Raw genomic sequence first — 26173 nt, forward strand, 5'->3', positions numbered from 1 at the left:
AACTCGCTGGAGGCCTCACATGACCGCAGCCGCGCCGACGGACGTCTGCATCATCATTGCCGCGAAGAATGCCGCCGACACCATAGCGCGCGCGGTCGCTTCGGCGCTTGCCGAACCGGAGGCGGCAGAAGTCGTCGTCATCGATGACGGCTCGACCGATGACAGCGCTTCGGTGGCACGCGCTGCGGATGACGGAACGGGGCGGCTGAATGTCGTTCGCTTCGAAGAAAACCGCGGCCCCGCGGCCGCGCGCAATCATGCGATCGCGATCTCGCATTCTCCGCTTATCGGCGTGCTCGACGCGGATGATTTCTTCTTTCCGGGACGCCTGGGCCAATTGCTTTCGCAGGACGGCTGGGACTTCATTGCGGACAACATCGCGTTCATCGATGCCGCGCAGGCGGCAACCGCGCATGGCAGGATCGACCGATTCGCCCCTACCCCCCGACTCATCGATCTCGTCGGCTTCGTCGAAGGAAACATCTCGCGACGCGGCGTGCGGCGCGGCGAAATAGGCTTTCTGAAGCCGCTGATGCGGCGCGCCTTCCTCGACCAGCATGGCCTGCGCTACAACGAGACGCTGCGCCTCGGCGAAGATTACGATCTCTACGCTCGCGCGCTCGCCAATGGCGCACGCTACAAGATCATCCACAGTTGCGGCTATGCCGCCGTCGTCCGCGGCAACTCGCTGAGCGGCAGTCACCGGACGATCGACCTCAAGCGTCTCTATGAGGCAGATCGTGCAATTCTCGCAGGGAGCCGACTGAGCAGCGACGCTGAAGCGGCGGTCCGCCGGCACGAGCGCCACATTCGCGACCGCTACGAACTACGGCATTTTCTCGATCTCAAGAACCAGCAGGGCTTTGGTCGTGCATTCGGCTACGCCCTGACCCACCCGGCGGCACTGCCGGCGATCATCGGCGGAATCCTTGCGGACAAGACCCAACGTTTTCGTCCGTCCGGTTCGCCGGCGCCCGTCGCTCTCGGTGGCAAGGGCGACGTGCGCTATCTGCTCGAGACTCTTGCCGTGGATCAGCCTCAAAAATAGTCCCGGCGTATGCCGTCGAGCACCGCGCGGAAACGCTCCTTGCGCTCTGCCAGCGCACTGTCCTTGCTCAATTGCGGCGCCGCCCGGCTTGCCTGCCACAGCGCCAGCGTCGCGGGCGCGGCGAGCGCTCGCTTGGCGGCAGCGCGCAATGAAGTCTGGCGTGGTTCACGCTCGGCGACCGCCAGGTCTCCGTCGATCTGTCGGCGGTTCGGGTCCTCCGGCTGCGGTTCCTTCGCCTGGAAATCCATGCCCCAGAAACGGGCACCCTTGATCATGGCCTCCGCCCGCGTCGACACCGGCACCCGCCGGGGGCGGTAGGTGACGCCGAGGGTCTGGGCCCAGTCGTTCCACTTGAAGCTGTTGATGCTGTGCGACGTGCTGACCGCGGTCCAGGGAACGCGGAACGCGTCGGCCAGGATGGCGCCGTGCATGGATTCGGCGACGATAAGCTCCGACTGGCCGATCTTTCGGATGACGTCCTTGGCCTCGCCACGCGGGTCGATATAGTTGAGCCCGACCGCGTCGCAGATCGTGGGCCACAATCCGGCGATCGCCGATTCCCAGTGGGGTACGAAGCTCCGCTTATATATCTTTCGAAGGTCCTGAAACTCCGGAAGGTCGGCGACCATCACCGCAGGATCGATGATACCGAGCTCGGGAGCCACGCCGACCTTCGCAGCCGTCAGCGGGCCGCGGACCGAGCGGATATCCCACTCCTTAGGGTCGCTCATGTCGGGAAGCGTGCCGTAGCCGAAACCGCTGCCGATGACGAGCTTATGCGTAGCCTCGGGCAGCAGAGCGCGGTTCAAGACCGTTCCGACCCCCACGAGCAGCGTCTCGGGGTGGACCTCGCGAAAACCGGGCAGCAGGAAATCCCAAAGCCACAGGTTGAGGTCGTCACCGAAATTTCCGTGCTGGGATTCCCAATAATACGGCTTCATGACCGTCTCCGTTTGCATTGTGAGGCGACCTGACATGCGCCGCGGCGATTGTCGTCGCTTGATTTCGGGTGTTGTCAGCGCAAGCAGCGCGTGCCCGATCGGGCCGAGGGAGGTTAGCGGGATAGCTTTCCAACCGCCAACTCGGCGGCGCTGCCGATCAATCGCGGGTCTCGCCAGAGCCAGCGGGCAAGAAGATCGAACTGCGGCAGTTTCCTACGCTTTATCCGGCGTGCCTGGCTCCATAGCGCCTGCCGCCGCGCGGTATGCTTGTAGGATCGGATCGCCTCCATCGCCTTCGGCCGGTTACGATATCGGCCTTCGAGCGTGTCGAGTGCAACCCAGGTATTGAACTGCTGCTTCAGGAACTGAGGCGAGTCGTTATCGATCGAATGAAAGATGTTGAGCCCTTCGCCACGCACCGCGCCCGCTGCATCGCAAAGCACCACGCGCTTGGATGCGAGCACGCAGTCGCAGAAGAAGAGCACATCCTCGGCCGCAAGCTTGAGCGTGGCCTCGAAACGCACCTTTTCGAAGAGCTTGCGCCCGATCACCATGCAGGACATGTGGAGAAAGCTCCAGTTCTTCAGCATGACGTCCTGAAGTTCGGGGAGCTCGACGACGAGCGGGTTTTCCGAGAGGCGCGTGACCGTCTCGCTCTTTTCGAGATCCGCGACCCCGAAATGATAGTAGAAGGCGTCGCCGCCCGTGATTGAGGCCCAATAGCAATCGGCGTCGAAACGCGTCATGCTTTGATAGGCGTTCAGGAGATGATCCGGAGTCCAGACGTCGTCGGAATCGAGGAAAGCGACGAAGTCGCTGTCGGCGGGAACATTATCGAGACCGGTATTGCGCGCGCCACCCGGCCCGCCGTTAGGCTGGCGGATGACGGTGATGCGCTCCCTTTCTTCCTGGGCGAGCCCGGCAAGCTCGTCCGCTATCGGATAGGGGGATTCGTCGTCGATCACGAGAACGTGGAAATCCTCGAGCGTCTGAGCAAAAACGGATGCCAGCGCGCGCCGGAGAATTCCGGGTTCCTTCTGGTAGTACGGAATGACAACTGTGAGCTTCGCCATCTTTTCGCCCCTGCGGTTTCTCTAAAAGAGTCTGCGTGGTCTCCTCCCACCGGGTCGCGGCCGTATATCTAGAGTTTGTCCTTTGCATTCCTCCTTCAAAGGACTTTCACGGAATCCTCGCCAATGACCCCAACCGTTAACGCAAAAACCGTAACGCGCAACGTCGGCTGGAGCGTTCTTTCCAAGACAGGGACATTCGGGCTTAAATTTGTCACGGTGCCGATTCTGGCCCGCATTCTGTCTCCCGAGGAATTCGGCGCCGTCGCGGTTGCGCTCACCGTGGTGCAGTTCCTCGCCATGATCGGCGGCGCCGGCCTCACCTCCGCACTCGTCATCCAGCAGGATGAGGAGATGGAAACCGTGCACTCGGTTTTCTGGGCAAACCTCGCCATCGCGCTCGTGATGGCGCTCGGACTGTTCGTTTTAGCCGAGCCCCTGGCCACGCTGCTCGGCGCGCCGGAGGCTGCCTACCTGCTAAGGATCATGAGTCTGCTGATCCCGCTGCAGCTCGGCGGCGACGTCGCCTATTCGCTGCTTGTCCGGAGGATGAATTTTCGCAAGGACGCCGTCTGGAGCATGATCTCCGAATCGCTCGGTGCCGTTGTTGCCGTTCTTCTGGCGCTGCTCGGTTTCGGCATATGGTCGCTGCTCGCTCAGCTTTTCGTCTCCGCGCTGGTGCGCCTGTCCGGGCTTTATGCCGTTTCCCGTTACGCACCGCGCTTCGTATTCTCGCTGCAACGCGTTCTGGCGCTCAGCCGCTTCAGTTTCGGCATGATGGGCTCGGAGATCGCGAACTTCATCACCTTCCAATCCCCGATGGTCGTCATATCCCGCTATCTCGGGCTGTCCGACGCAGGCGCCTATTCGGCGGCGAACCGCTTCGCGAGCATCCCGAACCAGGTCGTCCTCTCTGCCGTCATGGGGGTGCTATTCCCCACCTTCGGCCAGATGATGCATGATGGTGAGCGGCGTTCACAGGCGCTGATGCTCAGCACTCAGGTGACCACCATCCTGCTGGCGCCGATGATGTTCGGCCTCTGGGCACTTGCCGAGCCGGCTATGCTCGTCCTTTTCGGGAGCCAGTGGGCCTATGCCTGGCCGGTCCTCGGACTTCTCGCACTATCGAAAGGCATTCTCACCCCCTGCAGCACATTCATCCCCTATCTGAAGGGGGTCGGCCAGGGAGCCGTCCTGTTCTGGTGGGCGCTGATTCGCGCGGTTGCGACAACAGGCGCGGTCGCCTACGGTGCCATCGACGGCTCGCTGGTCGAGGCGATGATCTGGCTTTGCATCGTCAATGCCGTAACGCTTGTCGGATACTCCTGGGTGGTGTTCCGTGCCGACAGCACGCCCTTCCTCAAGGGTTTGTTCATATCCAGCCGGCCGATGATCGCGGCGCTGCTGATGGCGCTCGTCGTCCGTTTCCTGCTCGAGCATTTCGGCGCACATGTGCCGAACGCCGTCTTGCAATTGATCGCCGGAACGGCCATCGGCAGCGTGATCTACACGGTTCTGATCCTTCTGACGGAGCGATCGCTGTTGCGGAGGCTCCTGGACATGGCGCGGGCACGAAAGCCGAGGGCCGCTCCCGCGGGGGCCGCCGAATAGTCAGACGCGCCCGACCGTGGAAGAAAAAGGACGCGGCAATCTGCCCTTTTGTTGCCGCCGGGGCGCGGTCGCGGGAACGGTTTGCGGCACGCCGCGTTACAGTTCGACGGCAACAACATGGATGTTCGAGATGAAAGGCATTATCCTTTGGTTGATGGGCGTTCCCCTCATCGTCATTATCCTGCTCTATATGTTCGTCTTTTGACCCCGCGGCATCGCGATCATTCCGTCTGACGAGCAAACCTCGCGCGACTACACGCGCTCAGTCACGCCGATATGCACGCCGCGGTGGCATTCACCCATAGTTTTGAAGGATGTGAATGGCACCCACCTGGGTTAGCCTGTTCGGGTGTTTGGGCTGAACGGGGATGGGGTATGACCCGCATCAAAAGCGCTGTAGCTGCCGGCGGCAGGCGAGCGCCGCACTCGGCACGACTGGGCTCTGCCAGCACGCGGACGATCGGCGCCGTTCTGGCGACGCTTCTCATGACCCATGACGCCGGGGCCGCAGAGCCGATCATCGGTCAAGCCTCGGTGATCGACGGCGATACTATTGAAATCGCGGGCGAACGCATCCAACTTAACAGTGTGGACGCGCCGGAAGAGTGGCAGGTCTGCCTCGATGAAAGAGGAGCAGATTATCGGTGCGGCAAGGAATCGGCCTCGGCCCTGGATGCATTCTTGTCGGCATCCCGTCCGACTCGCTGCGAATTTGCCGGCCGCGATCGTTATGGCCGCTTCGTCGGAACGTGTTTCCGGGCCGATGGCAAGGACGTGAACCGCTGGCTGATCGAGTCCGGCAATGCAGTCGATCGCGACACGGACAACAAAGGCCTCTATGCATCGGCGCAGCAAACTGCCAAATCGAACGGTGCTGGAATCTGGCGCGCGCAGCCCGAGCATGCCTGCGCGGCGCGCGTCGGCCGGGTGAACCGAAAGCCGAGTTGTTGAAGGCTGCAAACGAGAGCCAATGATCTTAGAATTCTGGATCCTGTGCGCCATTGTTACCGCCGTAGTCGCGGCGGTCAGAGGCGGTCATAGTCTGCTCTGGCTGCTGATCGGCTGTCTTCTCGGGCCGATCGGTATTCTGGCGGCGATCTTCGTGCCCTCGCTCAAATCGAGGGACCCCTCGGTTGCGGCGAAACGCCAGAGCGAGATCGACGAGCTGGCGAAGCCGCTTCGCGAAGGCGACACCAAGACCGTCTCCGCAAAGCCAAAGGATCGCTGAATCACGATAATTTTAGGTCGCTATCGGAGGACTGCAATCTCTCCTCCGCCCTTCATCTCTCTCTCTCTCTCTCTCTCTCTCTCTCTCTCTCTCTCTCTCTCTCTCTCTCTCTCTCTCTCTCTCTCTCTCAGGCCAAGACATGGTCTGACTTGGTCCCTGTGACGAGCACAGGGTGAGGAAATCAAACAAGCCGGCGGGTATCCCGAATCTCAACAGGCCTCAGCCCCCAATATGCGCCCCAACCTTGCCGCATTTCGCCCGGAGCTTGCCTCAATCGCGGTCCATCCTCCAAGAAAACGCGCCCAACTTTGAAAATTCACAGTTGCGTCGTTCAACCGGCGATTGCCCCAAAATATTGCGGGGCGCAATTTCTGCAACATGCCGCGAAACCGGGATTTTTCAGGAAAGCGGACCCCTTCCCGCGGCCGTCGGTTTTTGCGGGAGCTCGCGGTTTAGGTGCAATGCAGCATGATTCTGTTCGCTTTTCTGCTGCAACGCCATATTTTTTCTTCGGGAGTGCCCTAGTTTCTCTTCCTGCGGGCTGAGGTCTGCTCTGTTGAAACGGCTGCCGCGAGGCGCTGCCCGATAGGGAGTGACTGAAATCGTGAGTATGGACGCGAATGTCTCGGCGCGCATCAACCTGATGCGTATTCTGCTGATCTCCGGCATCGTATTCGTGCACGTCCCGTACAATCCGCAGTGGAGTCCCTTTCTGGGCAACTACGGCATGTTGGACTGGCTTCGCGTCTTTCTCGGCGAAAGCCTGTTCCGGATCGGTGTGCCCTGCCTCAGCGCGATCTCCGGCTATCTTCTCTTTCGCAGAGGCCTTGCCGATTTCGACTATTGGAAGACGCTGAAGACCAAGGCGCGGACCGTTCTCCTGCCGTTCCTTATCTGGAGCGGCTCCTTCTTTGTGGTCGTCTACGCCATTCAGCGCCACGGCCTCGGCTTCGGCTATCTGCCCGACACGATCAATGCGACCCCGCGCCAGTGGCTGAGCATGGCCTTCGCGGTCGAGGCAACGCCCGTCAACCTGCCCCTGTATTTCCTGCGCGACCTCATGCTCTGTATCCTGCTGTCGCCGCTTCTGGCTTTGCTGGTGAGCCGTTATCCGCGCGTAACGCTCCTTGCACTGCTCGCCTATGCGATTCTGCCGCTGCCAAACGGAATCTTTCTCAAGAAGTCGATCCTGTTCGGCTTCTCGGCTGGAATCTATGCGAGCCTGCATGGCGTGAACATCAAAATGCTCGATCGCTTCGCGGCACCGATCGCGGCCGGGTTCCTCGCGATCGCAGTCGTGATCGCCGTCGGCCTCTATTACACCGGCCCGGATTTCCCGCTTTGGCTCGACATGGCACTTCGCCTGACGTCGATTGCGGGCATCATCGGCTCCTGGGCGATCTCGGAGCTGCTCGTGCGCACGCGCTTCGGTGAAAAATTGGGTCGCGGGAGCGGACTGAGCTTCTGGATCTTCTGCGGCCACTATCCGCTGCTCGTGTTGTTCTGGATGATCTGGAACCGCACCGGGCTCAGCTATTATCCGCTCTTTTATTTCACCGCGCCGTTCATCGCCATTGCGATCCTCGTCGCGTCCCACAATCTCGTACGGCGCTTGGCGCCGGACCTGCTCGCAGTGCTTACCGGCAGCCGAACAGGTGCGAAACGAATGGCCACGCAGCCGCCGCAAGGCGCGCAGGCAGGCTATTCGCCCCAGCAAAGGTAACGACAATGACAATCGATCGCTACAGACGCTTTGCCCGTCTCGCTTTCATCGCAACGCTCCCTCTCGCCGGCCTCGCGACCGCGGCGGCCGCGCAGGAAGGCGCCAACGGCAAGTCCTTCAAGGACGATTTCGACACCCTCGACACCCGCGTCTGGTTCGTCTCGGACGGATGGAACAATGGCGGGCATCAGAATTGCACCTGGTCGAAGAAGCAGGTGAAGACCGTCGATGGCATTCTGGAGCTGACCTTCGAGGAGAAGAAGGTAAAGGAGCGCAACTTCGCCTGCGGCGAAATCCAGACGCGCAAGCGCTTCGGCTACGGCACCTACGAGGCGCGGATAAAGGCGGCCGACGGTTCCGGCCTGAACTCGGCCTTCTTCACCTATATCGGCCCCGCCGACAAGAAACCGCATGACGAGATCGATTTCGAGGTTCTCGGAAAGAACACCGCGAAGGTCCAGATCAACCAGTATGTATCGGCAAAGGGCGGCAACGAATTTCTCGCCGACGTTCCGGGCGGCGCCAACCAGGGTTTCAACGATTACGCATTCGTCTGGGAAAAGAACCGCATCCGGTACTACGTCAACGGCGAACTGGTTCACGAAGTGACCGATCCGGCGAAGATCCCGGTAAACGCCCAGAAGATCTTCTTCAGCCTCTGGGGTACGGACACGCTCACCGACTGGATGGGCACCTTCTCCTACAAGGAGCCGACAAAGCTCCAGGTCGATCGAGTCGCCTTCACGGCTGCCGGCGACGAATGCCAGTTCGCCGAGTCGGTCGCCTGCCAGCTGGAGCGGGCGCAATCCGAGTGAATGGCCGGTAACTGAGTAATTTATCCATTTTGTTGCAGTGCACAAAGAATTGAACTAAGCTCAGCCCCGGGCTGGGCAGGAAAACGGACGTTTTCATGCTGCAGATACTCTATCTGGCACAGGATCTTGCCGATCCCGCAGTGCGCCGGAGAACCCTGACGCTCGTCGCGGGCGGCGCACGCGTGACGCTCGCCGGCTTCCGCCGCGGCGACAATCCGCTGGCGGCCATCGACGGCGTCGAGCCGATCGAACTCGGAACCACCGCCGACGGCCGTTTCGCCCAGCGAATCGGTGCCGTCGCCCGCGCGTGTCTGTCGCTGCAACGCCAGCTCGGCCATGTCCGCAAGCCCGATGTCATCATCGCCCGCAATCTGGAGATGCTTGCCGTGGCGAGGAGAGCGGTCGCGTTCTTCGGCGGCACGGTTCCCATCGTCTACGAATGCCTCGATATCCACCGCCTCATGCTGCGCAAGGATATCGTCGGGCGGATGCTGCGCGCGGCCGAAAGCCAACTCGGCAAGGATGCGCGCCTGTTGATCACCAGTTCCCCCGCTTTCATCGAGCACTATTTCCGGCCCCTTTCCGGCATCGGCGCTCCGCCGATGCTTCTGGAAAACAAGGTGCTCGAAATCGACGGCACGGTCGAGCGGCGTACGGCCTCACCGGCCGAGAGCCCGCCGCCCGGCGCACCCTGGAAGATCGGTTGGTTCGGAGCGCTTCGCTGCCGCAGATCGCTCGCCCTTCTCGCCGAATTCTCGCGCAAGATGGAGGGCCGCTTCGAGATCGTCCTGCGCGGCAGGCCCGCCTATTCCGAATTCGACGATTTCGACGGCTTCGTTCGCGACGAGCCCTTCATGCGGTTCGAAGGCGCCTATCGCAATCCTGAAGACCTGGCGGAAATATATGGCGAGGTCCACTTCACCTGGGCGATCGACTACTTCGAGGAGGGGCAGAATTCTGCCTGGCTGCTGCCGAACAGGCTTTACGAAGGCTGCCGCCACGGCCGAATCCCGATCGCCATGAAGGGGACGGAGACCGCTCGTTTCCTGTCCGTGCGGAGCATCGGCCTCGTTCTCGAGGGAGCCGACGTCGAGAGCCTCGCCACGGTTCTCGGTCCGCTGACGCCAAATTGCTATGCCGACGCCGCGGAGCGTATCAGCCGCTGCAATCCGGGATCCTGGGTGTTCGACCGGACGGATTGCGAAGCTCTGGTGCGGCAGCTGGCAACGCTCACGCTGCAGGCGCCGCAGACCGTTCCCGTAGTCGCGATGGCAGGTTCCAGCCACAAAGAAGGTGGATTTCTATGAGCTCAGATGAATTGACGTCCACGTCGAGCCTTATCGTCATACCCTGTCTCAACGAGGCCTCGCATATCGAGGCGCTGATCGAAAAGCTGCGCCCGTCACTCACACCGTTGAACGCGCGGGTCGTCATTGCCGACGGCGGCAGCACGGACGGAACACGGGAGATCGCCCGGCGCCTTGCCACTGAGGATCCACGGGTGCTCTTCCTCGACAATCCGAAGCGCATACAAAGCGCGGCGGTCAATCGTGCCGTCGCCGAACTCGGCGCCGGCAGCGACTACCTGATCCGCATCGACGCCCACGGCACCTATCCGGACGATTATTGCGAGCGGCTTGTCGAGGATGCCTTGGCGACCGGCGCGGACTCGGTCGTGGTCGCCATGCAGACCGTCGGTTTCAGCACCTTCCAGAAGGCAACGGCCTTCGCGCAGAACTCCAAGCTCGGCAATGGCGGTTCGAAGCACCGCACCGGTGCCGTCGGTCACTGGGCCGAGCACGGTCACCATGCATTGATGCGCATCGAAGCCTTCAAGGCTGTCGGGGGCTATGACGAGAGCTTCAGCCACAACGAGGACGCCGAACTCGACTATCGCCTCGGAAAGGCCGGCTACCGGATCTGGATGACCGACAAGACGAGCATGGTCTACTATCCGCGTGCCAAGCTTGTCCCGCTGTTCTGGCAATATTTCGGCTACGGCCGGGGCCGGGCAAAGAACTTCCTCAAGCATCGCGCAATGCCGGGGCTCAGGCAGATGCTGCCGCTTGCGGTGGCACCCATCGCTTTCGGCGCGCTTCTCGCGATCGTCAACTGGATGGCCGTGGTGCCAGTCGGGGTTTGGGCTGCCGCATGCCTCGGCTATGGCGTCTGGATGGCGCTCGGCCAGCGTAATCCTTATGGACCGCTCGCCGCCGTTGCAGCCATGGTCATGCACCTTGCCTGGTCCGCCGGGTTCTGGCGGGAACTCCTCGACTTCCGCCGCAGGGTGGCCTGATGCCGAACGAAACTCTTCACATCGACATCGGCGTCTGCACCTACCGCCGGCCGGAGCTTGCCGAAACGCTTCGCTCGCTGGCTGCGATGAACGTGCCGGAGCGCGCCAGGTTGCGCGTGATCGTGGCCGACAACGACGCGGAACCGAGCGCCAGGGCTCTGGTCGAAGGACTTCGGCCGGAGATGCCGTTCGACATCCTCTACGTTCACTGCCCTCACTCGAATATCTCGATCGCCCGCAATTGCTGCCTCGACAACAGCACCGGCGACTTCCTCGCCTTCCTGGATGACGACGAGACCGTTTCCGGCGACTGGTTGACCCGCCTTCTGGAAACGGCGCGCACCACGGGAGCCGCCGCCGTGCTCGGCCCGGTCAGGGCGCACTACGGGCCTACGGCCCCCGGCTGGATGCGCAGCGGCGATTTCCACTCGACGCTGCCGGTCTGGGTAAAGGGAGAGATCCGGACCGGATACACCTGCAATGCGCTGCTCAGGCGCGATGCGGCTTCGCTCCTTGGCCGGCGCTTCAAGCTTTCACTCGGCAAGAGCGGCGGCGAGGACACGGATTTCTTCACCGGGATGCACTGCGCCGGCGGAATGATCGCCTTTTCGCCGGAAGCCTGGGTGCATGAGCCGGTACCGGAAAACAGGGCCTCTCTTGCCTGGCTTGCGAAGCGTCGTTTCCGCTCCGGACAGACCCATGGACGCCTTCTCGCCGAGAAAGCCAATGGCTTGCGCCAGGCCTGGAATGTCTCCCTTGCCGGGGCAAAGTCCGGCTTTTGCGCAACCGCCGCGGTCCTCTGCTTTCCTTCGGCCGCAAGGCGGAACCGATTTGCGCTACGCGCCGTACTGCATGCCGGCGTCATCAGCGGCCTGCTGGGGCTTAAGGAAATCGAACAATATGGAGCCCGCGAGGTGACCTCGGCATGAACCCTCCGGCGATCGACAGGGTCCCCGACGTCACATTCGTCGTGGCCGCCTATAATTCCGCGGATACGATCGTGCGCGCGATCGAAAGCGCGCTGGCGCAGGAAGGCGTGACCGTCGAGGTCGTCGTCGTCGACGATTGCTCGGCAGATGCGACGCCCGCGCTCGCTGCGGCGATCCCGGATCCCCGGGTCCGCCTGATCGCCCTTGATCGCAACCGCGGTCCGGGCGGCGCACGCAATGCCGGCATCGGGGCGGCGCGCGGCCGGTGGATCGCGGTTCTCGATTCGGACGATACAGTCCGGCCGGACCGGCTCAGGCGGATGATCGAGCGAGCGGACGCGGCCGGGGCGCAGATCGCCGTCGACAATCTCGACGTCGTCTCGCTGGACGGACGCAGTCTCAGGATGTTCTCCGAAGCCGAACTCGCCCGGCTGCCGCAGCTCACGCTTCCCACCTTCATCGAGTCCAACGTGCTCTTTCGATCCGAGCACAATTTCGGCTACATGAAACCGATCTTCGAGCGCCGCTTCCTGGAAAACCAGCAGCTTCGCTTCGACGAGACGCTGCGCATCGGCGAGGACTACATCCTGCTGGCATCGGCCCTTGCCTGTGGCGGGCGCTGCGCGGTCGAGCCGTCCGCCGGCTACATCTATCATATCCGCGAGGGTTCCATCTCGCGTGTGTTGAGGCTCGATCACATAGACGCGATGATCGCCGCCGACGAGGCGTTCCTGCGCCGCTACGCGCTCGACGGCCTTGCGCAGAAAATGCAGCACAGGCGCATGCGCGGCTTCCGCGAAGCTCGCTCGTTCCTGGTCCTCGTCGATCAGTTGAAAAAGAGATCGTTGGCCGGCGCGCTCAAGACCGCGCTGGCCGACCCGCTTGCGCTCCGGCATCTCAGCATGCCGATCGCTGCCCGATTGCGCCGCCTTGCCGCGCGTTTCGTGCATCCCTCCTCCCATTCGGCCCCCCGTGCCGCCCCCGTGACGGCGGCGGCTGAAAGATCCCCGCTGGGCAACGACCCCCACACAAGCAAAGGATGATAAAATGGACCGTGTCAGGACCGTCAGAAAAGCAGTAATCCCAGTTGCCGGAAACGGAACGAGGTTCCTTCCGGCGACGAAGGCAGTGCCCAAGGAGATGTTGACGATCGTCGACCGGCCAGTCGTTCAGTATGCCGTGGACGAGGCCCGCCAGGCCGGCATCGAGCATATCGTCTTCGTCACCAGCCGGAACAAGCAGGTGATCGAGGACCATTTCGACGACGCGCCGGAGCTCATCTCGTCACTTTCACGTTCCGGCAAAAGCGCGCAGATTTCCGAACTCGAGGCCATGTTGCCGGCAGCCGGCTCGGTCAGCTTTACCCGTCAGCAGGCCCCCCTCGGCCTCGGGCACGCGGTATGGTGTGCGCGTGACCTGATCGGCGACGAGCCCTTCGCGCTTCTGCTGCCGGACATGGTCTCCTTCGGCGCGCGCGGTTGCGTGGCCGGTCTCATGGACCTCTATCACGAGGTTGGCGGCAACGTCGTCGGCGTCGAGCAATGCGCCCCCGAGGAAGCATCGAAATACGGCATCGTCGGCAAGGGCGAGACGGTCCGGCACGGTTTCTCCGTGACCGAGATGGTCGAAAAGCCCGCCGCCGGAAAGGCGCCGTCCAACTACTATCTCAACGGCCGCTACATCCTTCAGCCGGAAATCTTCTCGATTCTGGCCCATCAAACGCGCGGCGCCGGCAATGAGATACAGTTGACCGATGGCATGCTGACGCTTTCGCAATCCCAGTCCTTCCACGCGCATCCCTATGAGGGCCGCACCTTCGACTGCGGTTCGAAGCAGGGCTTCATCGAAGCCAATGTCGCCTTCGCCCTTGCTCGTGCGGACATCGGCGATATCGTTTTCGAATCCGTCCGCGACATGGTTCTGTCTCACGAAAGCCGCATCCGGGCGGCATAAGCGGCGGCTTCCGGCAGTCCTGCGGGACTGCCGGAACAAGGACCGGAGAAGAAGATGAACAGAACGGCCCCCATGAAACAAAGAAGCGTTCCATTGAGCAGCATCATGCCCAGCGAAGAACAGTCAGACGGCTTTATCGACCTTGACCGGCTTGTCGCCGCAGTCTTTCGTCGTGCCCGGCTTGTGGCCGCATTCGTCGTGCTCTTCATTGCGCTGGGGGCCGCTTATCTCCTGTTTGCCACGCCCTATTACACGTCGATGACGCAGATCCTTCTCGACGAAAACCTGTCCAAATACGCCGAGGAAGAGCCTACCCCGGTAAACAGCCAGATGCTCGATACCCAGATTGCGAGCGCGGTCGAGATCCTGAAGTCCGGCGAACTCGCGCTGCGCGTCGTAGACAAGCTCAAGCTTTCGGAAAACGATACCATCCTCAATCCGCCGCGCTCGCCGGTCGACATGGTCAAGGAATGGCTGAAGACGGCAACCGGGCTGTTTTCGGGCGGGCCGGATGTCACGGAGGAGGCTGCGCGCAACGGACGGCGGCAGAAGGCGGCCGCGATCATACAGCAATCGCTCGCGGTCGAGCGTGTCTCGCGCAGCTCGGTCGTGGCCGTTGCCTTTCGCTCGAGCGACCCCTTGCTCGCGGCGACCATCGCGCGCGGCTATGCAAGTGCCTATTTGACCGATCAGTTGAACGCCAATTTCGAGGCGACCGAGCGCGCATCCGTCTGGCTGCAGGAACGGCTTACGGACCTCCAGCAGCGCTCGCAGGCCGCCGCGCTCGAAGTCGCGCATTTCAGGGCCGAGAACGGTCTGACGGCTGCGCGGGGCGAGTTGATGTCCGAGCAGCAGATGGCCGACCTCAACAGCCAGCTCATCGTCGCCCAGGCCGATACGGCAAGTGCGTCGGCCCGTTACGACCAATACAAGTCGATCGTCGACCAGGGACCGGAGAACGCGGTCAAGAACGCCACCATTTCCTCCAAGGAGGGTGACAATTCGGTGATCCGTGACCTGAGGACGCGCTATCTCACCGTCGGCAAGCGCGAGCGGGAAGTCTCGGACAATTTCGGCGCCGACCACCCGCAGGCGGTATCGCTCCGCGCCGAGCAGGAGGATGTCGCGCGGCAGATCTACCAGGAACTGCAGCAACTCACCGCAAGCTACAAGAACGAATACGAGGTCGCTCAGTCGCGCGAGGAATCGCTCAGGAAGAGCATCCAAGGCATTGCCGGCAAGACCTCCGACGCCAGCGAGCAACTCGTGCAATTAAGGGAGCTCGAACAGAAGGCAGCGGCTCTGAAGACGCTCTACGAGTCCTATCTCGGGCGCTACGAACAGGCGACGCAGCAGCAATCCTTCCCGATCGCCAAGGCTCGCGTCATCTCCGAGGCCGGCGTGCCCGTGTCGCCGTCGAGCCCCAAGAAAACCATGACTCTCGCGCTCTCGGCCGTGCTCGGCATGATGGTCGGCGGCGCGTACGCGGCCTTCCTCGAATTCCGCGAACGGACTTTCCGCCTGGAGGGCGACATACGCTCGATCCTCGGCCATCGCTCGCTCGGCTACGTTCCGCTGCTCGGAACGCGCATGAAAAAGAAGGCACAACTGGTCCATGCGCATTTCGGTTCGGTGAAAAGACACGACGAAGCGGTGGACGATACGATGCCGTTCCAACGACTTTCACGTATCGTCGTCGACGCGCCGCGTTCGACCTTCGCGGAGACCTTCCGCAACGCCAAGCTTGCCTGCGACCAGATGCTGGCCGGCAGCGAAAGCCGCGTGATCGCCATTGCATCGGCCCTTCCGGACGAGGGAAAATCGATCATTGCCGCGAACTTCGCCGCACTACTGGCGGCGAGCGGCAAGCGCACCCTGCTCATCGATGCCGATATACGCAAGCCGGGACTGACGCAGATGATCACGCCCGCCCCGCGCACCGGGCTCGTCGAAACGCTGACCGGAGAAGCCACCTGGCCCGCCGGAATCAAGGTGGACCAGCGCACCAAGCTCGCAATCCTTCCGGCCGGCGGCGCCTCGCATCAGCGGCATCAGAGCAACGAACTGCTCGCCTCGCCGGCCATGGCGAACCTTATCGAGAACGCCCGCAACGCCTTCGATTATGTCGTCGTCGATCTTGCCGCACTCGCCCCTGTCGTCGACGCGAAGGCCTTCGCGCCGCTGGCCGACGGCATTCTCTTCGTGGTCGAATGGGGAAGGACGCCTTCGCGGCTCGTACGCGATCTGCTCCACTCGGAACCGTTGATCAATTCGAAGGTGCTGGGCGTCATCCTCAACAAGACGGATATGAACGAACTCGGCAAATACAGCGACTTCGACGGGGCGGAGAAATATCGCCATCGCTACGGCAAATATTACGTCGAGAATACGATCACGGAAAACACCGCCGCTTGAGGCGACCGCGGCCGCGCCACTTGTGTGCGCGGCCTTTCGCCGTCAGACCCTGCGGCGATCGACGATCCAAGCGGCTGCCATTAACGCAATGACCGCCGTAAGGGCAATCAGTGCCAGCGCGTAGAAGAGCGAATATTCTACCAGCGACGGCAGGATCGAAAGAGCACGCCGCGCCCTGCTTGGCGACCGCCGCCAATCCGGCAGGTCGTCACGGTTGAAAGCCTCCAGCCGGCGGGTAAGAAAGTGCATATCGCGAAAACCGATTGCCAATCGAAGCCATGGAGCGGTCATGCTGCTGAACAACCGTGGCGATAGCGAGGCACTTCAGCGCCCCGAGCCGTCACTCGGCAGTCAATCCTTCCACCACCGGTGGAAGTGATGAACCGGACCGCGCCCCTGACCTATCTCCAGGCGGTCGGCTGCTGAGATTGCGGCATGCAGATACGCCTTGGCTGCGCTCACCGCTTCGATCAGCGGCACGCCTTTCGCAAGGCCGGCGGCAATGGCTGCCGAAAGCGTGCAGCCGGTGCCGTGGTCGTTGCGCGTCTCGATCCGCCCGGCGGGAAGGCGGACAAGAGTGTCGCCGTCGAAGAAGAGGTCTGTGGCCTCCTGGCCCTTCAGGTGCCCGCCCTTGACCAGAACCGCATGTGCGCCCGTCCGCATGATCGCTTCCGCCTGGCGCGCCATCTCCGCCTCGTCCCCGGCGATTGCGCGCCCGGTCATGAGCGCGGCCTCGGCAAGATTGGGCGTGACGACGAGCGCCAGCGGCAACAGTTCTTCGATGAGCGCGGCAACGGCATCCGGACGAAGCAGCGCATCGCCGGAGGTCGCCACCATGACGGGATCCACGACGGCCCGTTTCCCGAACCGGCGCAATCCATCGGCAATGGCGGCGATCGTTTCCCGACGCGAGACCATGCCGATCTTGACGGCCTTCACGTCGAGGTCGGAGAAGACGGCGTCCATCTGCGCCGACACGATTTCAGCGGAAACATCCTCGACGGCCGTCACACCCCTGGTGTTCTGGGCCGTGATCGCAGTGATGACGCTGGCGCCGTAAACGCCGAGCGCTGAAAACGTCTTGAGGTCCGCCTGAATACCGGCGCCGCCGCCCGAGTCCGAGCCGGCGATGCTGAGCGCAATCGCCGTCATGCGCAGTCCTCCTTCGCACGAGCGCAGATGATGATTGCGAGTAGTACGGCAATGGACGTCATCGATCGATCTCCAGACGAAACATCACGGAGATCCAGGAAAAGGCGATGAAAAGGCGAACTTGCCGCTGGCGGCCATCTTTCCGTTCCTACGCCGGCATGACCCGGATCAGGTTCAAGGGTCCGGCTCAACGCCATCTCAGCACCGTCTGGTGCTCCCCTCGGAATGCGCTATCTATGCGGCTGTAGCAGAGCGATGTCAACGCGCCCGCGCAAAGGCTTGTAAGACCTATCTTTTAGGCCAGCCGGCAAAAATATACCCGCAGATTGGCAAGCTATGATGCAGTCATTCCTTCTGCCGCCGTCAATCGCTCGTTTCCTCCTCGAAAACGGCGGCGATTGCGTTATTCTTAGCGGAATTTCGTCGTACAGGAGGGAACACGCCATGAGTCTGCGCATCAACGATACCGCCCCTGATTTCACCGCCGAGACAACGCAGGGCACGATCAATTTCCATGAATGGATCGGCGACGGCTGGGCTGTCCTCTTCTCCCATCCGAAGAACTTCACCCCCGTCTGCACGACGGAACTCGGCGCCATGGCAGGGATCGAGCCGGAGTTCCGCAAGCGCGGCGTCAAGATCATAGGCATCTCGGTCGATCCGGTCGAGAGCCACTCCAAGTGGAAGAACGACATCAAGGTCGCGACCGGCTTCGAGGTCGACTACCCGCTGATCGGCGACCGCGATCTGAAGGTGGCAAAGCTTTACGACATGCTGCCGGCCGGCGCCGGAGAGACGTCCGAGGGCCGCACCCCGGCTGACAATGCCACGGTGCGCTCGGTCTACGTCATCGGGCCCGACAAGAAGATCAAGCTGATCCTCACCTATCCGATGACCACCGGCCGCAACTTCAACGAGATACTGCGCGCCATCGACTCGATCCAGCTCACTGCCAAGCATCAGGTGGCAACGCCCGCCAACTGGCAGCAGGGCGAGGACGTCATCATCACGGCCGCCGTCTCCAACGAGGACGCCGTGCAGCGTTTCGGCTCTTTCGACACCGTGCTTCCCTATCTCCGGAAGACGAAGCAGCCAACGGCATAGCAAAACCCGCTGGCCAACAGTCAGTCGTAAGGGCGCGTCAATTCATCAAGGGTTGACGCGCCCTACCGCTTCTTCCTAATATTCTTGTTTAATACCCACAGGGCAGAACCATCCTGCCTCAATCCGCTTTGGCGGTGGAGATGATCTCCGCCAGAACCCCGTGCAGGGCGTCGCGATAGCCGTTGCGTGCCGAGGGGCCGCTTTCATCCGACGTCATGACCACCGTCAGGTTCAGGGACGGCACTATGTAGAGCATCTGGCCGCCATAGCCCCAAGCGTAATACACATCCTCGTCGCCGATCCGGCGCGTGAACCAGCCATATCCATAGCCGTCGCCGGTAAAACGGGAGGCGGTGCGCGGCCGCCAGGAAAGCTCGACCCAATCGGCCGGGACGACCTGCCGTCCGTCCGCGGTGCGGCCGCGATTGCGATAGAGCTCGCCGAAGGCAAGCAGCGACCGCGCGCTCATCGCCATCTGGTTGCCGCCGAGATAGATGCCCTGGGGATCCCGCTCCCAGGCACCGATCCGGAAACCCTCGACCGGATCGAGCCATTCGCGCGCAAGCGCCAGTGTCGGCTTGCCGCCGACCTTGGTCAGTATTGCCGAGAGCAGATGGGTCGAGGCGGTCGAATAAAGCATCCGCCCTCCGGGCTCGTCGTCGAATGGCTGTGCCAGTGCGAAACGAACCCAATTGCGGCTAGACACCCAGCGGCCGTAGTTCGGTCCGGACATCCGCCCCAATCCCGCCTGCATCGAAAGCAGGTTGCCGATGGTGATGTCGTTGATCCGGGGGTCGGCCTGCGACGGGAGGTCTTCCTTCAGGAGCGGGGCGATCTTCTGCTCCGGGCCGTCGAGCAGACCCTTGTCGATCGCGATGCCCACAAGTGCGGACACGATCGACTTCGACGCCGACTTGATGTTGGTCGACTCCGAGGGCGTGTGGCCGCGATAACCCTTCTCGGCGATCGTCTCACCGTCCCTGGCAACGACCACAGTCTTCAGCGGTTTCAACTCCTCCCTGGTCTCCAGTCTCGTCAGCAAGGTGGTGACGGACTGATCCTGCGCGGCTGCCGCCGAGTGGAAACCGAGAAGTGCAAGGAGCGTAATAACGAGCATAGTCATGCGTTCGACCTAGGGCGAACGGCACGACAAGTCATCAAGTGCATTCCAAGCTCACGACGATGTGACCTCGCCGAAAGGTCGGCTACATCGATGTTCCGGGGTTCATTCCCTCCAGATCGCAACATCGACGGGTTTTAGCGTGCGGCCTCCCACGTAGAACTCGGCCGAGGCGCCCGCGGGAACCTCCGCGGGGATCCGGCCGAAATTGAAGGCGAAACGGAGATTGCCACGGCGCGTCACGCGAAGATCGCCGAGGTCGGGCAGGCTTTCCAACCCAGCCCAGCCGAGCGCGTCGCCGATCACCTTGTCGAGCAATGCGCCGTTGGCCGCAACCGCCAGGTAGCGTGCCTTGTCGCTGCCGACGAGCGCCGGCGCGCCGTTACGATACTCCCCGTCGAAGCTTGCGATGACAGTTTCGCTCGTCCTGACCGTCTCGCGCCAACCGCCCGCCTCATAGGCCTCGTTGCCATAGAGAACAGTCTCGCTGTGAAACTCCGGCAGCGACTCGACCCGCGAGACGCTGATATCGATGAGCTTCGCCAGCGGTCCTGGTGGTAGTCCCTCGGGGATGTGCATGTCCCTCGTCTTGCTGCCGCTGCGCGCGCCGAAGACCACCTTGGCATCCGCTCGCGTGAGCCGCTCGACGAAGGCCTCCTCGGCGATCACGAGATCCGGGGCAAGGATCAGCTTGTATCCGGCGATATCGGAGTGCTGTCCTATGAAATCCACATCGACGCCGAGGCGGGCCACCGTCGAATACCAGTCGAGCGCAACCGCCGAAGCGGAATAGCTCCGCCCCTGCGGCAAGACGCGTGTGGCCCAGCGCGATTCGTAGTCGAGAACAATCGCGACCTGCGCCTTGCCACGCACCTCTCCCTCGGGCAGGCGCTTCATTTCAGCGACGACTTCGGCGACTTCAAGATAGCCCTGGTCCGCCTCGCTGTTTGGAAGAAGGAGGCCCGCGTGAAACTGTTCCTGCGCGAAAGGCGCCTGCCGCCAGCGGAAATAGGAGACCATGTCGACCCCATGGGCATAGGCGAGCCACGTCCAGAGCCGCACCATGCCGTCGGCGGGGGACTGGTTGTGCGCCGCCCAGTTCACCGGCCCCGGCTGCTGCTCCATGACCCAGACGCGGCCGCGGCCGACGGCGCGGTAGAGATCGTGGTTGAAGGCCGGCTGGTCGGGATCCCCGACCCGGAGATAATGCTCCTTGTCCTTCGCTGCGAGCCGTCCGTTAAGCAGGCCGCCCATCGGATAGACGTCCCAGGAGGCGATGTCGATGTCCTCGCCCACCCTGTAATGATCGAAATCGGTGTTCTGCGACATGAAGTTGTGCGTCACCGGTCGCCCGGGCGAAAGCGCCCGGATGATGTCGACCTGCGCCTTGTTGAAGCTCTTCACCTGATCGGAAGAGAAGCGGATGAAATCCACCCCGTGGGTGGGGCTCGGCTCCTCCACGAGATTGTTCGGCAGGTCGATTTCCTCGAAGCTATCGTAGCGCATCGACCAAAATGAGGTGCCCCAGGCGCGGTTCAGCTCATCGATCGAGCCGTAGCGTTCGGCCAGCCACAAGCGGAACGCCCCGACCGCCTCGGCGGAATAGCTGTAGATCGTGTCGTGGTCGCCATATTCATTGTCCGTCTGCCAGGCATGGACATAGATGTGTTCGCCATAGCGGCGCGCCATCGCCTCGGTGATGCGCGCCGCCTCGGAGCGGTAACGCCGACTCGAGAAGCAATAGTGGCGTCGCGCGCCGAATTTGCGCACCGCTCCGGTCGCGTCCACCGGCAGAATCTCGGGATAGCGGTTCACGAGCCATTTCGGCGGGGCCGCCGTCGGCGTGCCGAGGATGACCTTGAGGCCGGCCTTGCCCAGAACATCGATCGCCTCGTCCAGCCATTCCCAATGAAATTCGCCCGACCGCGGCTCTATTTTCGCCCAGGCGAACTCACCGATGCGAACCCAGGAGAGGCCGAGCTCGACCATTCGCCGGGCGTCCTCCGCCCATTTCCCGCGCGGCCATTGTTCCGGGTAGTAGCACACGCCGAGCTCAAGCCTGCCAGGCGTCCGTGCGTCGGAGTTGAAGTGATTGGGGCTAGTCAGCGGCATGTGCAAGGTAAAGTCCTTTGTCGTATTTCGATTGTCGGCGGAGAAACCGTCGCGACAATTGCGATCCGGTCTGGCTGATGTAAACGTTTATATTGCGCGCCGGAGCGTTGCGGCATCTTGGCCGGTCATCGTTCCGGCCTCAGCCGGTCGTCCGAGCGCTCGATGAGATCCGGCATCAGGAGCGTCTGCAGGGCATCGGGCGGCTCTCCCTCCATCCGCCGCAGGATGAACTTGCCGAGCAGCGCGCTCGGCTCGCCGATCGGCAGGTAGTAGCTCGTGATCGGCGGCGCGAAATACTGGCTGACGTTCAGGTCGTCGGTCGCATTGATGACCGCGTCACGCCCATGCACCAGCCCGCGCGCGTGGAAGCCGGAAAAGGCCCCGAGCGCGGTGGCTTCGTTGGCACAGATATAGGCGGTGGGCGGATCGGCAAGCGCAGACATGGTCACCACATTTTCCCGGCCGAATGCGGGCGTCAGCCGACCATGAGCGACGAGGGCGGGATCGTAGGGCAGGCCTGCCTTTTCGAGCGCTTTGCGGTAGCTTTCCAGACGGACGACGCCATAGGCGAACTGCTCTTTCGGATTGAGCAGCGCGATCCGCCTGTGGCCGCGCTCGATCAACCGCGCCACGGACAGGCGGATCATCTGCTCGTTGTCGGCATCGACATAGGCATGCGGCGCATTGTGGATGCTCATGCCGTAGGTCACGAAGGGGAACTCCGCTTCCTGCATCAAGCGGATCCGCGGATCGTCGGCGCGCGTGCCCGAGATGATGATGCCGTCCGCCTTCTTCATCGAAACGATCTGACTGATCGTTTCCTGGCTTTCCTCGAAGTCGCGCACGGCGTAGAGCGAGACGCGATAGGGGCTTTCTTCCAGCGCCCAGGAAATACCGCTGAGGAGTTGCGCATATTCCACGCCCTCCCATTCGTTTTCCTTCGGGCCCGGCGCCGTCATGATGGCGGCAACCTGATAGGTCTTGCCGGTGCGCAGCTGCACGCCATGAAGATTGAGCTCGTAGCCCACGCGCTCGGCCGCATCGAGCACGACGGCCCTGGTCTCCGGGCGAACCTGCGGAGAATGCTTCAGGGCCTTGGAGACCGTCGCAATCGACAGTCCCGTTTCCCGCGCTATCGTCTTTATGGTCGGTCGCTGCATGACGGCTTCAACTCTTCACCGGTTTTTCGTCGCGGAGGGATTGCGCCAGCAGCAGATAGACTGCGGACGTCCAGGCGAATGCCCGGTCCCGAAGGCCCCTGCCCGAGCGCGCGTCGAAGTTTTCGGCCATACCGTGTGCGTTGGCAAGTGCACAGAACTTCTGCGCGATTTCCCGCGCCAATGCACCCTCGCCCTGGCGGCGCAGTCCATCCCACAGGAGATAGGTCGTCGGCGCCCAGATGGGTCCGCGCCAGTAACCATCGTCCTCGTAAAAGGGACTCCGGGGGCTCTCCGTCGCCGGGCCCCAATCGGTGATGAACGCACCTTCGACCAGCCGGGCGACGAGCTGGCGGCACATTGCTGCCGGCAAGCGGGAGCCCAGCAGCAGCGGCATGAACTGGATCAGGCTCTCGCCCGGAAGAATTCGTTCGGGATCGGCGGCAAGACGCGCGGCAAAAGTCTCGCCGGTCCAGAGCATGTCGACGAGGAGCGCTTGAAGTTCGTCGGCGATACGCAACCATCGGGCTGCTTTTCCCGGATCATCCTCCAGCAGGTTGGCAAGCGCCTCGCAGGCCAGGATGAGGAAGACCGGAAGGTCGGGTGACAGAACCGGGCCGCCTTCGGCAAAGAAGCTCGCATTATCCCAGCCGCTGTCATTGCCGTGGAAGTAGCTCGGCAACACATTGTCGCCGGCGCGGCCGTGGGTCAGCCAGTAGGAGACCTGCCTGCCGATCGCATCGCGCAGATAGGCTCGGCGTTCCGGCGTCAGGAAGGCGGGATTTTCGCGCGCCATGCAGGAGACGGCCCAGCCGTGAACGGGGGGCTTGGTGAAGGCGAAGAGCGCTTCGCGGTCGTTGACGTAGTCCGGCAGCAGGCCGGAAGCGTCCTGATGGTCGAAGATCGCTGCGAACTGGCCGAAGGCGAGCTCTTCGTCGAAGGCGGCGACGCCGAGTGCCGAGAAGGCATTGTCCCAGCTCCAGATGTTGATCATGCCGTTTTTCGACATGTAGATCGCCGGCCGCGTCAGCACGCCTTCGGCCGGCACGGTGTTCGCCCAAAGGAGATAGGCCGCGAGCCGTTGCGCTTCCTCCTGTCCGGGGACACCCGCCGGGATCGATCGATACCAGGCGCCGAACTCGGCTGTAACGGCTGCATGTGCCTCCTCGAAGCTGCCGGGTCCTTCCGGCGGCGGGAGGGCGCGAAAGAAATCGACATTGCCCTCGAATGTCCCCTCGCCCGAGAGCGTAAAGGAGACATCGGTGGACCGGTCCCTGTCCCACTTGCCGGAAACGGCGAGTTCACCAAGACGGCCCCGCGGAATGAATTTCATGTTCTCACCCGCTGCAACGAGGCACCATTCGCCGCCGGGCGTGCGGTAGACATAGTCGTAGCGCGATCCTTCGACATGGAAACGCACGCCGGCATTTTCGCCGCGAATGTGCAACCGCTCGCCGTCTCCAATGACGAAGCGGACGATGCCTTCGCCGGTCCGCGCCACAAGCTGATCCGGCGACAGTTGGAAGCGCGTCGCCGCCGGCCGGCCTTCCCCGTCCAGGAACTCGACACGACACAACCGTCCGAGCGAAGGACGCTCGTCGCCGCCGCTGACGCGTCTGAGGTAAAGCGCACGCTCGCCGTCACGACCGGGAACACGCATCGTCGACAGCGTCAGGAAGCGCCCCTTTCGGCTGAAGGGAACATGGTCGATATCGAACAGCATTGCCTATCCCTTCACCGAAGAGCCGACGGCTCCATCCATGATATAGCGCTGCGCCAGGAAGAAGAGGGCGAGCGGCGGCAGGCAGAGGATGACGGTGATCGCTGCGATCGAGGTGACGTCGATCTCATGCAGGCCCTTGAACATCGAAAGCCCGAGGGTGAGCGTGTACTTCGACTGATCGTTGAGGAAGATCAAGGGCCCCAGATAGTCGTTCCACGCATTCATGAAATGGAAGGTACCGACCAGCACCAGGGCCGGCAGCATCAGAGGCAGATGGATGCGCCAGTAGATGTCGAAGCTGTTCGCTCCGTCCATGCGGGCTGCTTCGTCGATCTCCATCGGTATCGTCATGATGTATTGGCGAAGCAGGAAAACGAAGAAGGCGTCGGCGAAATAGGCGGGCACGATCAGGGGTTTGAGCGTGTTGATCCAGCCCAGCATGTTGAACTCCATGTAGAGCGGAATCATCTTCACGTCCCAGGGTATCATCATGGTCGCGAGCAGCAGCACGAACAGGGCGTCGCGTCCAGGAAACCGGAAGCGGGCGAAGCCGAAGGCGACGAGCGAACTCGAAAGAAGCTGGCCGATCGTCGAAAGGACGACGACGATCAGCGAGTTCGAGAGATAGGTGCCGAAGGGCTGCTTGTTCCAGGCGGCTACAAAATTCTCCCAGTGCCACTCGGACGGCCAAAGGACCGGTGGGAACCGATATAGCTCCGCCGTGCTTTTGACCGCCGTCATGAAGGTCCAGTAGAACGGCGCGATGAACAGGGCCGACAGCAGGATCAGCGTCGCATAGAGGACGGTCTTACGCATCGCGGTCTCCATCGGCCGGCCGGACCTCGCCCTCGTAATAGACCCATGCGGCGGACCAGCGCATGACGACGAGGCTGAGCGTCAGCACGATGACGAACATCACCCAGGAGCCCGCGGCGGCATAGCCCATGTCGAAATATTTGAAGGCGTTGTCGTAGATGTACATGGCAAAGAAATAGGTGGAGCCGAGAGGGCCGCCCTTCGTCAGCAGAAGCGCTATCGTCAGCTGTTGGAATGCGGAGATGATCGAGGTGATGAAGGTGAAGATCAGCATCGGCCCGAGCATCGGCAGCGTGATGAACACCATCTGCGCCCAACCCGGAACCCCCGAGACGGTCGCGGCCTCGTAGAGCTCTTTCGGAATGGCCTTGAGACCGGTGAGAAGGATCAGCATCGTACCGCCGAGGCCCCAGAGGCTTGCGACGATGATGGCGACCAGCGCCAGGCTGGGATCGCCGAGCCAGTTCGGTCCATCGATGCCGACGAGCGAGAGCATGAAGTTCAACAGTCCGTATTCCCTGCTGTAGATCCAGCTCCAGATCGTCACAAGCGCAACGCCCGAGATCACGCTCGGCAAATAGAACACCGTGCGAAAGAAGCCGCTGGCGAAAGTCGCATGGTGCAGCAACAGCGCCAGCAGGAACGACATGACGATGTTGAACGGCACGTAGATCGCCGCGAACTTCACCGTGATCCAGAGGCTTTCCCGGAATTGCGGGTCCTCCATGAACATCGAGCGGTAGTTGTCGAGTCCGACGAAGGTGCGCTCGCCGACGACGGGCCAGTCGAAAAAGCTCATCGTCAGCGAGAAGCAGAGTGGGCCGAGGGTGAAGAAGAGGAACCCCAGTATCCATGGGGAGATGAACAGGAAGGGCGCAAGATGCCGCCCGGCATTCGCTCGTCTGCGCCGAACGACCTCCGCCTTCGGTCCCGTATGGGCAGCCATGTCCATCCCCCGCA

Annotated in this window: 24 protein-coding genes and 1 riboswitch; of the genes, 14 read left to right on the forward strand and 10 right to left on the reverse strand. The window is 62.4% G+C overall.

Features of this window, described 5'->3' with window-relative positions:
• Positions 1 to 19: 19 nt before the first annotated feature.
• Entirely contained in the window at positions 20 to 1048 is a 1029-nt protein-coding gene (gene exoU, locus JOH52_RS20245; RefSeq protein WP_014530334.1) for a succinoglycan biosynthesis glycosyltransferase ExoU, read from the forward strand.
• On the opposite strand, the gene exoV is transcribed toward exoU, so the two are convergent.
• The gene (exoV, locus tag JOH52_RS20250; RefSeq protein ID WP_015008227.1) at positions 1039 to 1989 is read right to left on the reverse strand and encodes a succinoglycan biosynthesis protein ExoV; all 951 of its coding nucleotides are present in this window, start codon (positions 1987 to 1989) and stop codon (positions 1039 to 1041) included. The genes exoU and exoV overlap by 10 nt on opposite strands.
• A 113-nt stretch (positions 1990 to 2102) precedes the next feature.
• Positions 2103 to 3062: a succinoglycan biosynthesis glycosyltransferase ExoW gene (gene exoW, locus JOH52_RS20255; protein ID WP_014530332.1), complete on the reverse strand. Its 960-nt coding sequence runs from the start codon at positions 3060 to 3062 to the stop codon at positions 2103 to 2105.
• A 123-nt stretch (positions 3063 to 3185) separates the two neighbouring features.
• Here exoW and exoT point away from each other — a divergent pair, with 123 nt between their 5' ends.
• The 12 genes from exoT to exoP all read left to right on the forward strand — a co-directional run bounded on the left by exoT (position 3186) and on the right by exoP (position 16029).
• Positions 3186 to 4670 (forward strand): succinoglycan biosynthesis transport protein ExoT, encoded by a 1485-nt coding sequence (gene exoT / locus JOH52_RS20260; protein WP_014530331.1) that lies wholly within the window; start codon positions 3186 to 3188, stop codon positions 4668 to 4670.
• A gap of 16 nt (positions 4671 to 4686) precedes the next feature.
• Positions 4687 to 4875: a hypothetical protein gene (locus tag JOH52_RS20265; RefSeq protein ID WP_162198847.1), complete on the forward strand. Its 189-nt coding sequence runs from the start codon at positions 4687 to 4689 to the stop codon at positions 4873 to 4875.
• A gap of 170 nt (positions 4876 to 5045) precedes the next feature.
• On the forward strand, positions 5046 to 5621 hold the full coding sequence (exoI, locus tag JOH52_RS20270) for a succinoglycan biosynthesis protein ExoI (protein WP_014530329.1): 576 nt from the start codon (positions 5046 to 5048) through the stop codon (positions 5619 to 5621).
• Positions 5622 to 5640: 19 nt separating this feature from the next.
• Positions 5641 to 5898 carry a hypothetical protein gene (locus tag JOH52_RS20275; RefSeq protein ID WP_014530328.1) on the forward strand — a complete coding sequence of 86 codons (258 nt, stop codon included), beginning with the start codon at positions 5641 to 5643 and terminating at the stop codon, positions 5896 to 5898.
• Between the two features lie 610 nt (positions 5899 to 6508).
• Complete coding sequence (exoH, locus tag JOH52_RS20280; RefSeq protein ID WP_015008224.1) at positions 6509 to 7621, forward strand: succinoglycan biosynthesis protein ExoH; 1113 nt, start codon at positions 6509 to 6511, stop codon at positions 7619 to 7621.
• A 5-nt stretch (positions 7622 to 7626) separates the two neighbouring features.
• The gene (gene exoK, locus JOH52_RS20285; protein WP_010975917.1) at positions 7627 to 8436 is read left to right on the forward strand and encodes an endo-1,3-1,4-beta-glycanase ExoK; all 810 of its coding nucleotides are present in this window, start codon (positions 7627 to 7629) and stop codon (positions 8434 to 8436) included.
• A 95-nt stretch (positions 8437 to 8531) separates the two neighbouring features.
• Complete coding sequence (exoL, locus tag JOH52_RS20290) at positions 8532 to 9743, forward strand: succinoglycan biosynthesis glycosyltransferase ExoL (RefSeq protein WP_014530325.1); 1212 nt, start codon at positions 8532 to 8534, stop codon at positions 9741 to 9743.
• A complete protein-coding gene (exoA, locus tag JOH52_RS20295; protein WP_004434899.1) occupies positions 9740 to 10732 on the forward strand; it encodes a succinoglycan biosynthesis glycosyltransferase ExoA in 993 nt (330 codons plus the stop codon). The genes exoL and exoA overlap by 4 nt, the downstream gene beginning before the upstream one ends.
• Positions 10732 to 11661 carry a succinoglycan biosynthesis glycosyltransferase ExoM gene (gene exoM, locus JOH52_RS20300; protein ID WP_014530324.1) on the forward strand — a complete coding sequence of 310 codons (930 nt, stop codon included), beginning with the start codon at positions 10732 to 10734 and terminating at the stop codon, positions 11659 to 11661. Before exoA ends, exoM begins: the two co-directional genes overlap by 1 nt.
• Positions 11658 to 12704 (forward strand): succinoglycan biosynthesis glycosyltransferase ExoO, encoded by a 1047-nt coding sequence (gene exoO / locus JOH52_RS20305; RefSeq protein ID WP_014530323.1) that lies wholly within the window; start codon positions 11658 to 11660, stop codon positions 12702 to 12704. Before exoM ends, exoO begins: the two co-directional genes overlap by 4 nt.
• Positions 12705 to 12708: 4 nt before the next feature.
• Positions 12709 to 13614, forward strand: coding sequence for a UTP--glucose-1-phosphate uridylyltransferase (locus tag JOH52_RS20310; RefSeq protein ID WP_010975921.1), 906 nt, complete (start codon positions 12709 to 12711; stop codon positions 13612 to 13614).
• Between the two features lie 54 nt (positions 13615 to 13668).
• Positions 13669 to 16029, forward strand: a complete 2361-nt coding sequence (exoP, locus tag JOH52_RS20315) for a succinoglycan biosynthesis transport protein ExoP (protein ID WP_014530322.1) — start codon at positions 13669 to 13671, stop codon at positions 16027 to 16029.
• Positions 16030 to 16071: 42 nt separating this feature from the next.
• On the opposite strand, the gene JOH52_RS20320 is transcribed toward exoP, so the two are convergent.
• Positions 16072 to 16320 carry a hypothetical protein gene (locus JOH52_RS20320; RefSeq protein WP_033048577.1) on the reverse strand — a complete coding sequence of 83 codons (249 nt, stop codon included), beginning with the start codon at positions 16318 to 16320 and terminating at the stop codon, positions 16072 to 16074.
• Between the two features lie 60 nt (positions 16321 to 16380).
• Positions 16381 to 17181, reverse strand: a complete 801-nt coding sequence (thiD, locus tag JOH52_RS20325) for a bifunctional hydroxymethylpyrimidine kinase/phosphomethylpyrimidine kinase (protein ID WP_010975923.1) — start codon at positions 17179 to 17181, stop codon at positions 16381 to 16383.
• A gap of 128 nt (positions 17182 to 17309) precedes the next feature.
• Positions 17310 to 17412, reverse strand: a riboswitch (TPP riboswitch).
• 213 nt (positions 17413 to 17625) lie between these two features.
• Here thiD and JOH52_RS20330 point away from each other — a divergent pair.
• Positions 17626 to 18285 (forward strand): peroxiredoxin, encoded by a 660-nt coding sequence (locus JOH52_RS20330; protein WP_004434881.1) that lies wholly within the window; start codon positions 17626 to 17628, stop codon positions 18283 to 18285.
• Between the two features lie 118 nt (positions 18286 to 18403).
• On the opposite strand, the gene JOH52_RS20335 is transcribed toward JOH52_RS20330, so the two are convergent.
• From JOH52_RS20335 to JOH52_RS20360, 6 genes are all read right to left on the reverse strand, one after another.
• Positions 18404 to 19408, reverse strand: coding sequence for a serine hydrolase domain-containing protein (locus tag JOH52_RS20335; protein WP_013850559.1), 1005 nt, complete (start codon positions 19406 to 19408; stop codon positions 18404 to 18406).
• A gap of 102 nt (positions 19409 to 19510) precedes the next feature.
• The gene (locus tag JOH52_RS20340; RefSeq protein ID WP_017271841.1) at positions 19511 to 21523 is read right to left on the reverse strand and encodes a beta-galactosidase; all 2013 of its coding nucleotides are present in this window, start codon (positions 21521 to 21523) and stop codon (positions 19511 to 19513) included.
• Between the two features lie 119 nt (positions 21524 to 21642).
• Positions 21643 to 22677 (reverse strand): LacI family DNA-binding transcriptional regulator, encoded by a 1035-nt coding sequence (locus JOH52_RS20345; RefSeq protein ID WP_010975927.1) that lies wholly within the window; start codon positions 22675 to 22677, stop codon positions 21643 to 21645.
• A gap of 7 nt (positions 22678 to 22684) precedes the next feature.
• Positions 22685 to 24397: an amylo-alpha-1,6-glucosidase gene (locus JOH52_RS20350; RefSeq protein ID WP_014530319.1), complete on the reverse strand. Its 1713-nt coding sequence runs from the start codon at positions 24395 to 24397 to the stop codon at positions 22685 to 22687.
• Between the two features lie 3 nt (positions 24398 to 24400).
• On the reverse strand, positions 24401 to 25213 hold the full coding sequence (locus JOH52_RS20355) for a carbohydrate ABC transporter permease (protein ID WP_041862647.1): 813 nt from the start codon (positions 25211 to 25213) through the stop codon (positions 24401 to 24403).
• A complete protein-coding gene (locus tag JOH52_RS20360; RefSeq protein ID WP_004434865.1) occupies positions 25206 to 26165 on the reverse strand; it encodes a carbohydrate ABC transporter permease in 960 nt (319 codons plus the stop codon). The genes JOH52_RS20355 and JOH52_RS20360 overlap by 8 nt, the downstream gene beginning before the upstream one ends.
• Positions 26166 to 26173: the final 8 nt, after the last annotated feature.

Source organism: Sinorhizobium meliloti (assembly GCF_017876815.1).
GTDB classification, from domain to species: Bacteria; Pseudomonadota; Alphaproteobacteria; order Rhizobiales; family Rhizobiaceae; genus Sinorhizobium; species Sinorhizobium meliloti.

What these genes read in the sequence shown, in the direction of transcription:
- exoU (WP_014530334.1), top strand. Translation starts at nt 20, where the DNA reads ATGACCGCAGCCGCGCCGACGGACGTCTGCATCATCATTGCCGCGAAG.
- exoV (WP_015008227.1), bottom strand. Translation starts at nt 1,989, where the DNA reads ATGAAGCCGTATTATTGGGAATCCCAGCACGGAAATTTCGGTGACGAC.
- exoW (WP_014530332.1), bottom strand. Translation starts at nt 3,062, where the DNA reads ATGGCGAAGCTCACAGTTGTCATTCCGTACTACCAGAAGGAACCCGGA.
- exoT (WP_014530331.1), top strand. Translation starts at nt 3,186, where the DNA reads ATGACCCCAACCGTTAACGCAAAAACCGTAACGCGCAACGTCGGCTGG.
- exoI (WP_014530329.1), top strand. Translation starts at nt 5,046, where the DNA reads ATGACCCGCATCAAAAGCGCTGTAGCTGCCGGCGGCAGGCGAGCGCCG.
- JOH52_RS20275 (WP_014530328.1), top strand. Translation starts at nt 5,641, where the DNA reads ATGATCTTAGAATTCTGGATCCTGTGCGCCATTGTTACCGCCGTAGTC.
- exoH (WP_015008224.1), top strand. Translation starts at nt 6,509, where the DNA reads ATGGACGCGAATGTCTCGGCGCGCATCAACCTGATGCGTATTCTGCTG.
- exoK (WP_010975917.1), top strand. Translation starts at nt 7,627, where the DNA reads ATGACAATCGATCGCTACAGACGCTTTGCCCGTCTCGCTTTCATCGCA.
- exoL (WP_014530325.1), top strand. Translation starts at nt 8,532, where the DNA reads ATGCTGCAGATACTCTATCTGGCACAGGATCTTGCCGATCCCGCAGTG.
- exoA (WP_004434899.1), top strand. Translation starts at nt 9,740, where the DNA reads ATGAGCTCAGATGAATTGACGTCCACGTCGAGCCTTATCGTCATACCC.
- exoM (WP_014530324.1), top strand. Translation starts at nt 10,732, where the DNA reads ATGCCGAACGAAACTCTTCACATCGACATCGGCGTCTGCACCTACCGC.
- exoO (WP_014530323.1), top strand. Translation starts at nt 11,658, where the DNA reads ATGAACCCTCCGGCGATCGACAGGGTCCCCGACGTCACATTCGTCGTG.
- JOH52_RS20310 (WP_010975921.1), top strand. Translation starts at nt 12,709, where the DNA reads ATGGACCGTGTCAGGACCGTCAGAAAAGCAGTAATCCCAGTTGCCGGA.
- exoP (WP_014530322.1), top strand. Translation starts at nt 13,669, where the DNA reads ATGAACAGAACGGCCCCCATGAAACAAAGAAGCGTTCCATTGAGCAGC.
- JOH52_RS20320 (WP_033048577.1), bottom strand. Translation starts at nt 16,320, where the DNA reads ATGACCGCTCCATGGCTTCGATTGGCAATCGGTTTTCGCGATATGCAC.
- thiD (WP_010975923.1), bottom strand. Translation starts at nt 17,181, where the DNA reads ATGACGGCGATTGCGCTCAGCATCGCCGGCTCGGACTCGGGCGGCGGC.
- JOH52_RS20330 (WP_004434881.1), top strand. Translation starts at nt 17,626, where the DNA reads ATGAGTCTGCGCATCAACGATACCGCCCCTGATTTCACCGCCGAGACA.
- JOH52_RS20335 (WP_013850559.1), bottom strand. Translation starts at nt 19,408, where the DNA reads ATGACTATGCTCGTTATTACGCTCCTTGCACTTCTCGGTTTCCACTCG.
- JOH52_RS20345 (WP_010975927.1), bottom strand. Translation starts at nt 22,677, where the DNA reads ATGCAGCGACCGACCATAAAGACGATAGCGCGGGAAACGGGACTGTCG.
- JOH52_RS20350 (WP_014530319.1), bottom strand. Translation starts at nt 24,397, where the DNA reads ATGCTGTTCGATATCGACCATGTTCCCTTCAGCCGAAAGGGGCGCTTC.
- JOH52_RS20355 (WP_041862647.1), bottom strand. Translation starts at nt 25,213, where the DNA reads ATGCGTAAGACCGTCCTCTATGCGACGCTGATCCTGCTGTCGGCCCTG.
- JOH52_RS20360 (WP_004434865.1), bottom strand. Translation starts at nt 26,165, where the DNA reads ATGGACATGGCTGCCCATACGGGACCGAAGGCGGAGGTCGTTCGGCGC.